Here is a 10,743-nt window from a genome sequence, read left to right as displayed (position 1 = left end):
ACGAATTCATTATGAATTCTGTCCCGCTCCTTTTTATATTCAATACTTCGTATAGTTGACGCTTTTGCTTAGTGGGTAGCTTACTTTGTTAGAAAAACTGGTTTAGCCAGTTTTTCGGTGCTAAACGAATGAGGTAACTTGTGTATAAAATCAGCATAACATATGTTATACAATTGAAATTTCTATTATGATAGTTCTAGCCGATCAATCGTCACATTAAGATTAAAATAATCTTGTAACAGCTGACGATAATTTTGAGGTGTGACGTCGTATTGTACTTTTTTGTTTTGTTTAGTCACCGTAAGATGTTGTTGGGACATTGTTACACGACCATATGATTTAGGCTGTGTGATGAGTAAGTTTTGAACAAAGATAGAATCGGGATGTGTCTCATTATAGTTAATTTTATCTTTAAATGCATCAATTGAAGATGCTTTTAATATTGCATCGTATTTCGTTTTCCAAGTATCACTTTCCCATTTTTGGACAAAAAATCTTGTTTTATTTTCATTTTCAAATATGGCACGAAATGTTCCAGATATATCTTGTACAGGTTGACTATCTTGTTCTAAAGTAATAGGCATCGCATGAAGTGGTAAATCACCAAATCCTACATCGGTCACATAATATGTCCCTTGTAATGGAACGACGAGTGACACGTGTGAGCCTTCTAACCGATGTCCCCCGTTTGCTGTGTGAACGGTAGCTGACATCATCTGTGCATCAAAACCTTTAGCTTTTAAATACGTCTGGAATAACGTGTTTAATTCATAACAAAAACCTCCGCGATGATTGTTGACAATTTTATGGTATAAATCATTGATGTCGACAGAGATAGGTATGCCATTTTGAACGTTGATATTTTCAAAAGGCACCGTATACATAAAGCATGTTGCATAATCATTTAGTGCTTCTAGCGATGGTTCTGAATAGCGTTCAGAATCAATGCTCATATAGTGCTCAAACGCTCGGATATTCATCATAAAATCTCCTTTTATAATCAGTTATAGACGCAATGTTAACAATCGTTATATCTTGTTACAATTATGATGTTTTATCAATTTTTAAAAATAAAAAAACGGGGTAACACCATCCCCGTTTTATTAAAGCAGTGCTATTTTCATAGTACACCATCAGGTTCTTCGGGTAACAATTGACCACCATCGATAACTAGGCTTTGGCCAGTAATAAATTTTGCTTCTTGTGACGCAAAGAATGTTACCGCATAACCAATATCTAAAGGTTCGCCTAATTCATGTGTAGGAATAATTTTACGTGTGCCTTCTAAATAAGCTTCACCTTGAGCTTTTAATCCGTCAGTTAATACATTTCCTGGTTGTACAGCGTTTACAGTTATACCATATTTCGCATACTCTAGTGCCGCACTGCGCATAAAGCCTAATTGACCTGCTTTAGAGGCACCATAGTGCGCCCAACCAGGGTAGCCAGTAATTGGCCCAGTAACAGAAGAAGTAATGATGACACGACCATAACGCTGTGCTTTCATTACTTTTAACACAGCTTGTGTTACAAAAAACATACCTTTTAGATTAATATTTTGAATATAATCCCAATCTGCTTCAGTCAATGATTCGATATCAATTTGTGGGTATACACCTGTGTTTGATGCCAGAATATCAATGCGTTCATATTTAGCAACAATTTGATCAACGACGTCTTTAACTTGGTCATGCTGTGTGACATCTAACTCAATGAAGTCTCCGTTCAATTCACGTGCCGTTTCTTTACCACGTGTGTCATCAATATCCCCAATAATCACTTTAGCACCTGCTTGGGCTAATGCTGCTGCAATGCCTTTGCCAATACCATTAGCACCGCCAGTAACGAGTGCAATTTGATTTGTTAACTTAAACATTCCATCACCTCATGATTAATTAATTTTCACTCTCTCTATTCCATCAAAAAGGAGATCTTAAACCAATTAAATCATAAATGCTATTTGACAATACAAGGCATGACTATTCTGGTAGGTTAATGTTGTTATAACATTTTTCCAATGTTAAATACAATTCTCGTACATAGCGATGCGCTTCATCTAATGATAAATGTGGCTGTACTTCGTCATAGCGTGTTTGCTGCTCATGAGATAAATCTTGCTTAGTTACGCGTGTATATTCTCTTGAGATAAATGTAATTAAATGTTCGTAATACTCAGTTTCAAAATGATCACACCTAATTAAGTGAATAAATGAGTGAAGCTCACCCTGATTGTTTATAAGTACGCTATTTACGATGTCAATTTCAGTTTGCACGTCATTTTTAAATGAGAGAAGCGGTGAAAGCACAATGAGATAAAAAAATAGTAAAGCAAAGATTAAACCAGCTATAATCGTCCAATTATCTGGGAATATGGTTCCATGGACAAATATATTATCTTTATTATTTTTTAAATATATATTTCCTAAATAAGGCAATATAGCAGATATTGGTATGGTTGGAAACATGATTAAGACAAATTTCCAATAATCTTTATTAAATCGTTTAAGTTTTGTATATGTTAAATTTGAAAAGCTATCATTTATCAATACTTCCTCCATGGTTAGCGACCTTTCTTATGTATGGCGTAGTAATTTTATTATATATAAATATTGAAGTATAAATTATATGAAATAATTTGTTGTTTATTTAGACTGATATAAAATTAGTTGTTCAAGTGCTCTTTTGAAAAGTTTTTTCAAAATACTAAAAAAGATTGATAATAATTTTCTGCGACATTATAGTATATGTGAAAACGAACCCATATACATACAATGTGGTTCTTGCTTATTGGGAGGAGTGTAAACAGTGAACAAAGTTTTTGAGAAAGCACAACAATTTGGGAAATCGTTTATGTTGCCTATTGCTATTTTACCTGCTGTTGGATTATTACTTGGCATAGGAGGTGCACTTAGTAATCCAAGCACAGTCAAAGCTTATCCAGTATTAGATGTAGCCATACTACAGAATATTTTTACATTAATGTCTAGTGCAGGAAACATTGTCTTTCAAAATTTACCAGTTATTTTTGCGATTGGTGTTGCTATAGGCCTAGCACGTAGTGATAAAGGGACGGCTGGACTAGCTGCATTGATTGGCTTTTTAATCATGAATGCCACCATGAATGGGATGCTAGTCATAACTGATGGTTTAGCTAAGACAACGGAGCTTGCAAAGCATGGACAAAGTATGGTGTTAGGGATTCAAACGATAGAAACAGGTGTTTTTGGTGGGATTGTTACAGGTATTTTGACGGCTTATTTGCATAATAAATATAATAAAATTACGTTACCTGCTTATCTTGGTTTCTTTAGTGGTTCTCGTTTTGTACCTATTGTCACAGCGATAAGTGCTATTTTTCTTGGCGTTATCTTGTTTTATATTTGGCCTACAGTGCAAAGTGGGATTTTTAATGCGGGCGGTTTAGTTGAAAAAACAGGCGTTATTGGTACATTCTTCTTTGGTTTTATTTTAAGATTACTTGGTCCATTTGGGTTGCATCATATTTTTTATTTACCATTCTGGCAAACAGGTCTTGGAGGTTCATTAGAAGTTGGAGGCCATATGGTACGTGGTACGCAGAATATCTTTTTAGCACAGCTAGGAGATCCACATGTCACACATTATTTCTCAGGTATTTCACGCTATATGTCTGGCCGTTTTATTACGATGATGTTTGGGTTATGTGGCGCGGCATTGGCCATTTATCATACGGCTAAACCACAACATAAAAAGGTTGTTGGTGGATTAATGTTGTCTGCAGCATTAACATCATTTTTGACAGGGATTACCGAGCCGTTAGAATTTAGTTTCTTATTTGTTGCGCCAGTATTGTATTTAATTCATGCATTTTTAGATGGCTTGGCCTTTATGATGGCAGATATTTTTAATATCACGGTAGGACAAACATTTAGTGGTGGGTTTATCGATTATATTTTATTTGGTGTTTTACAAGGTAATGATAAGACAAATTATCTGTGGGTCATTCCTATTGGTATTGTGTGGTTTGTCTTATATTATGTGATTTTCAGAACATTGATTACTGTTTTTAACTTTAAGACACCTGGTCGAGAAGATAAAGAAGCACAACACACAGTAGCTTCAACAGAGCGCGCTGAAACAATTGTCCAAGGGTTAGGCGGTAAAGAAAATATTGAGGTCGTAGATTGCTGTGCAACGCGGTTGCGTGTAACACTTAAAGATGGTGACTTACTTGATAAATCCACACTGTTAAAGACCGATGCCAAAGGTGTAATTGTTAGAGGTAACGGCGCTCAGATTGTATACGGTCCTCACGTTACGACAATTAAAAATGAAGTTGAAGAATTATTAGAACAATCATAGGGAACATAGTTTAAAATATGCTTTTTCATCGTTAAATATGATATATATAATATGATTTCGAACGGGAGCGGGGCAGAATTTATTATGCATTCTGTCCCGCTCCCCGGCAAGGTTGACTAGGATTGAAACAAGCTTGGTATCAACGTATTTTCAATCCAGTCAACTACTGCATGATGTTCCAGATTCGTTCTCTCATAATGTCATTCTATATTGTGAGTCCACCATCAACATATAGAACTTGTCCTGTCATAAAACGGCTCCAATCACTTGCTAAAAACATTACAGGTCCAGCAATATCATCTGGGACGGTATAGCGGCCTAAAGGTGTTTGCTGTATCAATTGTTGTTTAAGCTGTTCTTTCGTAGCTAGTGTATTATTTGTTGGATAGACAAGGCCAGGAGCAACACAGTTTACGCGAATACCATACTTACCTAAATCTATTGCTAAATTTTTGGTGTAGGCTTCTAGTGCACTTTTAGCTACATTATAAGAATGGTAAGGGACGATAGGCCGTTTAATTAAATTTGTTGTCATATTAATAATTGAAGCTGCTTGTTGTTGCTTTAAATAGGGTAAGGCTGCTTGTATCACATTATGCGTATACAGCAGTGCGCCCTCAAATTGTGTCGCGTAATCTTGCCAATTCATCTCATCTGCGACTTGACGGGTTTCAGCATTAAATTCGAATGGACGAAAGGCATTGTTTACAACGCATGAGAGTTTGCCATAATTATTCTGTATATAATGCATCATCTCATCTACTTGTTGACGTTGATTGATATCTGCTTGTATCGCTTCAGCAATACCGCCATGTGCTTGACACTGTGACACAGTTTTTTGTGCCGCTTGTGTATTGGATTTATAGTTGATAATAACGTGTGCACCGGATTGAGCACATGCTTCTGCGATGGCACTGCCAATACCTCTACTTGCACCAGTGATGAGTATGACTTGGTCTTGTAACGTAGTCATCATCATTCCTCCTTCTTTGAAAATTAAATTTCATAATCGACAAAATGTTCACTGCTGGATAATAATGGTTGTTCAATATCGACAAAGCTTAGTAAATCGCGTAAGTTAAAGCCACCATCATGATGCCAACCAGCTTCCGGTAAAGTCATTGTTTCAAGACTTGAAAAACGACAGACACCTACTTGAGCCAGTGCTTCAGACCACTGAAACATTTTTTCAGTCGCAGCTGCAATGCCAACCGTTTGTAAATATGAACGATAAGGTGTGAGCAGCTGTGTTAGCTGTGTAATGTTGGTAAATGGCATAATTCTAACAAATCGATTTAATGGACTTGGTAAAAAGGTTAATTGTTTATGGAAGGTGACAATCCATGACGCATGAGAACCTTTAAAAACATGTATATCATCAGTAAGTAAAGCTTGCGTCTCTTCTTGTTGTAACCAATGTGATCTGGTCATACTATCTTGTAAATTGAATGATTGAACAGGGAAAAGTTGTTCAAGTTGTTGTAGCTGATGTGCAATCATTTGAGCAACTTGTAGAGGATGATAGTTGCCACCCTGTTGTATAAAAATCATTTGTGGTGAATAACAGCCTTGCTGATCATAGTTAGCAATTTCCCGGGCAATATTTCGAGTTACTTGCTCTACTTTATTAGGAGATAATGTTTCATTGCCTATTAAGGCTAAGCTGACCTTTTCGCCATAAGCTAAGAAACGTTTAGTCACGGGAATTCGTTGAGCAATGGCAGACAGAACATCATTATTGCCGTAACCTAAAATAACGTCTGATTGTTCAATGGCAATACTTTCTAATTGTGTCTCGCCACCAGGCCAATGAATGACGGCGAAGCATTGAGCAATAACAGGATCGATTTCCGCAATAATTTCTGCGAACCAACTAGCTAAAAAGGGTTCAGCATGCGGTAATTTACAAATGCTACCAGATTTCACTAATAAGCTACTAATAAAGCTCCATAATGGTAGTCCTGGTATATTGCCAGACCATAAATGGGTGATGAGTGCAGGACTAACGGCCTTAGTATAACCCCCTTTATGATTTGGAATAAACTGATTAAGTATTTGTGGGTTAGGTAAGTCTTCCGCGATAAAACGATGTAGTTGATGCTTCCGGAAAGTCATTAAATAACGCGTTAGCCCAACCTTTATTATGTCAAAAGGATAACCCGTTGATTGCGGTAAAATTTCTTCAGCTAATTGACGCCATTTAGATGTGCGGTCTAATAATATCTGGATGGCGTGATCAATTACGTCAATGATGTCATTAATCGTATATGCTTGTAAATGATATCTGGCCGATTTAATTTGATGACACACGTTAGTTAATTGAGATTGTGTTAAGTCTGGAACTTTCACGGTATAGTTGCCCACTTGAATTGTTTGATAATGAATGTCTTCAGCCTTTAGAAAAGGGACATAGCCAAGTTGTATGGTCACATTAATCCTCCTTTATTTCATCGTGTTTAAAAATGACTCAACAGCTAGGGAGCAACCTTTAGCTAAAGCGCCTTCAGTGCGTCCATGTAAGATAAAGCCATCATTTCGTGCTTCACCAATATCTTCCATCATAATTGCAGCAACAGAATTATAATTAGCTAAGTCATAATGAATTAAGACACCTTTTTCTCCATTTGGAACAGGTTCTAATGTGAGCGGATTAACAATTCTACTACGACACCAATGAGGTCCGTGCTTGATTGAAGGTGACACCGCATTGCCATCATCATAAAATTGCGTACTTAATTCTGTGACACCATACATATTGATACATTTATCTTTTGGCACACCAAATCGTTTTTCTAATGTGCTATAAAATTCTGATTGAGGTACATCGCGAGATTGATTTTTATAGCCTCCAGTATCAAAGATAAAGCTATCTTTAGGTAGTTTAAAATAAAGGCCGTGGTCAGCTAAATAATCCAAGAAATGAACCAAACTATAACTTGCGCCTAATAATGCATAAGGTGTTCCTTGTGCTTCGGCATGACGTAAAGATTGCACCACTGACTCAAATTGAATGCCCTGTTGATTAATAAATGTGTCACTAAGTGAGGTTCCAAATTGTTGTTTAACAACCTCTAAGTAATGCGCTAAAGATGAATGGGGCATATCATTAGGGCTAGGGAATAAGATACCCATATCAATACGTTCTATCTGAGGCATGACCTTTTGCTTAAAAAATTTCGTCATAGCTAAATCATAAACATCTAAATCTAGATGATAATTTTTTCCTTTGATTCCGCGTGTCGTACCGCTTGTCATAAAGACATATGCTGCATCTTCTGGAGGAATCGCACTAAAGGTCGCTTGTTTAAAGGCGTCTATAGGTACGGCAGGAATATCTTGCCATTGACGCACAGTTTGAGGTGTCTTGCCTTGGGCGATACAAAATTTTTGATAGTCTAAATTATGATTAAATTGAAAGTTAAAAAGCGTGAGCGCCATTTGTGGAAAATCTTCTGATTTACCGTCAGTAATAAAGTTAGTCATCTGTTGTTTTATTTGTGTAATATCCATTGGGACAGCCTCCTAAGCATAAATAAAAAGCAGGATACACCATCATATAATGGTACATCCTGCTCAGCGGTAATTAAATCTAATCACTTTCCTACGTTGGTATTAGCCATATCAGGTTCAATGGTTGAAGTAAGTTACTTCTCTCAGCAAGATGCACCCATAGTGATGTATAATATTGGAATACTTTTATTATATTGAAGATAGATCGTGTATGCAAAAATAATTTTGACATTGTATTTTAAATGAACTATATTTTAAGTAATGCAGATATAAGTACTAGGGGTGTTTTCGAACTGAGATGGTGTCATCCAAACCCTTTGAACCTGACCTAGTTAATACTAGCGTAGGGAAGTATATAGGATGCGGGATATATATATACTTTTTTTACGAGGTTGAGACAGGAACAGCTTATGCTTTCGGAACCAAAAGTTCTGAAACTAGATTGTTGTCTCTCTCTTTTTTTGTACTTTTCTGCTCAATGTTATCGAAGGAGTAGAGTAAGAATGAAAAGATTGACGTTAGCAGATATTTTAGTCACCGTATTAATTAGTTTTATTTTTGGAATTATTTATAAAATGGTAGGCTTAACCGTTGCCGCATTAAAACCACTAGGATTGCATTTAGACCAAATTGCATATGGTTTATGGTTTATCGCGGCGATTGTTGCTTTTCTTATCATTCGTAAACCGGGTGTTGCCATTTTAGCAGAACTTGCAGCTGGCGCAGGAGAAACAATATTATCTGGCGAGTTAAACATGTCAATCATCATGCACAGTCTTGCACAAGGTCTTGCATGTGAATTGATTTTCTTAATTTTTAAATATAAGTCAACGAAAGCATCTGTTGCCATGTTGGCAGGGGCAACTGCAGGAATTTTTACCGTTCCTGTCGATTGGTTCTTTAATTATTTAGGCAATATGCCGTGGTGGAATGTGATATTACTTTATACGATTCGCATTTTAAGTGGAACCATTTTATCAGGATTATTTGGCTATTATATTGTCCTATCACTAGAGAAAACAGGTGTTACACGCTTGTATCAATCATCGACGAAAAAAGATATCGATTCGTTATAAAGATACAGTGATAACTTTGATTATTAAAAAGAAAGTCTGGGACATCATTATGTTTTAGGCTATAAACTATATATTGTCACTAGTTGACTGGGTTGAAAATACGCTGGATACCAAGCTTTTTCAATCATCTAAAACGCTGAATTATTATATAATAGTAAAAGTCACATCGTATAAAACAGGCTAAGAAAAAGATTCTAAAATAATAGCACAAAGATGATTTATATCAAACCATCTCTGTGCTTCTTTTATATACAACACTTAATATTGTGTATACCCCAACTTGCTTTGCTTGATGAATTTCTTTTTAGAAATTCTCTTTGTTGGGGCCCCGCCCCCAACTTGCTTTGCTTGATGAATTTCTTTTTGAAATTCTTTTTGTTGGGGCCCCGCCCTAACTTGTCAGAGGTATTGATGTCCTAGACTGTGAAAAGTTAGGCTTTGACGTGTTGTTTAGGTATAACTAAGAAAGCTACTATAAAGGCTGAAATGACCATACATGCACCGACAATAAGGGCGATAGTTGCTGCCATATGAGGTGTGTGGTTTATCTCTAAAGTTGAATAAACAGTTGTTACTACAGCGATACCGAATGCGGCACCTAATGTAGAGGTCATTTTAATGATACCTGAAGCCATACCGACCTTAGATTCAGGTGCATTAGATACTGCAGTTGATAGCGCTGGTGTGGCGAAGAAGCCCAATCCCAGTCCTATAAAAGAGAAACCAATAAGAGCAATGATGTAATACAGGATATGTGGTAAGAAGTTTAAGGCAAGCAACAAAATACCTACACTAATTGATATTGGACCAGCCATCAATGGGATTTGTGGGCCTTTTTTCTGCATAAAACGCTCACCAATACGTATCATTAATAGACTGCCTAGCATATAAGGGATAGTAATCAGTCCAGCTTGTGCTCCGGTTAAACCTAAGCCCGCTTGCGCAAAAATATTGAATAAAGCAAGTGAACCAATCACGGTATTTACTAATAAATTGGCAATTGTTGTTCCAATATAGACCTTGTTTGAAAATAAACTAAAGTCGATAAAGGGATGCCGTTGTCGTTGTTCGTAAAAATAAAAGATAAATAACGTGAGTACAAATATAATCATCAAGGTTAAAATGGTTGGGCTTAACCAGCCAATTTTTGATCCTTGCGTAATCACTACATTGACACTGACCATCATGATTACAAAGACAATGATACCGATGACATCAAAGCGTTTACCATCGCTAGAACGATCTTTGGATTCAGGTGTACCACGCAATAAGATAATTGCGATAAACGCAAAGATGATAGATAGGATAAAAATCCAACGCCAACCTACATAAGTTGCAATAGTACCAGCGAATAATGACGCTAAACCTGTACCACCATAAGAGCCAAATGACCAGAAACTTAAAGCTTTTTGCCGTTCTTCACCAGTAAAAAATTGATTAATTAAAGCAATTGTAGAAGGCAATAAACAAGCTGCTGACAATCCTTGTAAGACACGTCCTGTTAATAATAAGATAGGCATGTTTGAGATAATGAGTGCTAAAGAACCAATAATGCTAAGGATTAATCCGATGTTGGTCATTTTGACACGGCCTAATTTATCAGATAATCCGCCTGCTACAACGATAAAGACGCCTGTAAGTAATGAGGTTAAGCTCACTGCTATATTAACTACACTCATGTCTATTTTATAGTCATGTTGCACATGAGGTGCAATATTCAATAATGATTGCGCAAAAAGCCAATACGTTAAAATACCTAATATAATTCCAATAATAAGTTGTTTACCTTTTTGATATGAATTTGACATACTCATCA

9 protein-coding genes and 2 riboswitches are annotated in these 10,743 nt (G+C 36.4%); of the genes, 2 read left to right on the top strand and 7 right to left on the bottom strand.

Annotation, left to right across the window (positions count from 1 at the left end; all coding sequences use genetic code 11):
- Positions 1–185 precede the first annotated feature (185 nt).
- The 3 genes from HMPREF2597_RS02480 to HMPREF2597_RS02470 all read right to left on the bottom strand — a co-directional run bounded on the left by HMPREF2597_RS02480 (position 186) and on the right by HMPREF2597_RS02470 (position 2,558).
- Positions 186–983, bottom strand: a complete 798-nt coding sequence (locus HMPREF2597_RS02480) for an arylamine N-acetyltransferase (protein WP_002479051.1) — start codon at positions 981–983, stop codon at positions 186–188.
- A 137-nt stretch (positions 984–1,120) separates the two neighbouring features.
- Positions 1,121–1,876 (bottom strand): SDR family oxidoreductase, encoded by a 756-nt coding sequence (locus HMPREF2597_RS02475; protein ID WP_002460763.1) that lies wholly within the window; start codon positions 1,874–1,876, stop codon positions 1,121–1,123.
- A gap of 103 nt (positions 1,877–1,979) precedes the next feature.
- Positions 1,980–2,558 (bottom strand): hypothetical protein, encoded by a 579-nt coding sequence (locus tag HMPREF2597_RS02470; protein ID WP_012990681.1) that lies wholly within the window; start codon positions 2,556–2,558, stop codon positions 1,980–1,982.
- A 247-nt stretch (positions 2,559–2,805) separates the two neighbouring features.
- On the opposite strand from HMPREF2597_RS02470, the gene HMPREF2597_RS02465 reads away from it, so the two are divergent.
- Positions 2,806–4,341 carry a PTS transporter subunit EIIC gene (locus HMPREF2597_RS02465; RefSeq protein WP_002479049.1) on the top strand — a complete coding sequence of 512 codons (1,536 nt, stop codon included), beginning with the start codon at positions 2,806–2,808 and terminating at the stop codon, positions 4,339–4,341.
- 205 nt (positions 4,342–4,546) lie between these two features.
- Here HMPREF2597_RS02465 and HMPREF2597_RS02460 read toward each other — a convergent pair whose 3' ends face one another.
- Genes HMPREF2597_RS02460 through HMPREF2597_RS02450 form a run of 3 tightly spaced genes read right to left on the bottom strand, consistent with a single transcriptional unit; the run spans position 4,547 to position 7,851 of the window.
- Entirely contained in the window at positions 4,547–5,317 is a 771-nt protein-coding gene (locus tag HMPREF2597_RS02460; protein WP_012990682.1) for an SDR family oxidoreductase, read from the bottom strand.
- Positions 5,318–5,337: 20 nt separating this feature from the next.
- A complete protein-coding gene (locus HMPREF2597_RS02455) occupies positions 5,338–6,771 on the bottom strand; it encodes an acyl-CoA reductase (protein ID WP_002479047.1) in 1,434 nt (477 codons plus the stop codon).
- A gap of 12 nt (positions 6,772–6,783) precedes the next feature.
- Positions 6,784–7,851: a LuxE/PaaK family acyltransferase gene (locus HMPREF2597_RS02450; RefSeq protein WP_002460757.1), complete on the bottom strand. Its 1,068-nt coding sequence runs from the start codon at positions 7,849–7,851 to the stop codon at positions 6,784–6,786.
- 71 nt (positions 7,852–7,922) lie between these two features.
- A riboswitch (TPP riboswitch) is annotated at positions 7,923–8,022 on the bottom strand.
- 97 nt (positions 8,023–8,119) lie between these two features.
- Positions 8,120–8,218, top strand: a riboswitch (TPP riboswitch).
- Positions 8,219–8,354: 136 nt separating this feature from the next.
- Between HMPREF2597_RS02450 and HMPREF2597_RS02445 the strand changes: the two genes are divergently transcribed.
- Positions 8,355–8,927 carry an ECF transporter S component gene (locus HMPREF2597_RS02445; protein ID WP_002479045.1) on the top strand — a complete coding sequence of 191 codons (573 nt, stop codon included), beginning with the start codon at positions 8,355–8,357 and terminating at the stop codon, positions 8,925–8,927.
- Between the two features lie 431 nt (positions 8,928–9,358).
- Here HMPREF2597_RS02445 and HMPREF2597_RS02440 read toward each other — a convergent pair whose 3' ends face one another.
- The gene (locus tag HMPREF2597_RS02440) at positions 9,359–10,735 is read right to left on the bottom strand and encodes an MFS transporter (RefSeq protein WP_037553850.1); all 1,377 of its coding nucleotides are present in this window, start codon (positions 10,733–10,735) and stop codon (positions 9,359–9,361) included.
- Between the last annotated feature and the right edge of the window lie 8 nt (positions 10,736–10,743).

The sequence above is a fragment of the Staphylococcus sp. HMSC063A07 genome, assembly GCF_001836955.1.
Lineage (GTDB): Bacteria > Bacillota > Bacilli > Staphylococcales > Staphylococcaceae > Staphylococcus > Staphylococcus lugdunensis.
The sequence above is the reverse complement of the archived record's forward strand: the minus strand, read 5'-3'. Positions and strand labels throughout refer to the sequence as shown.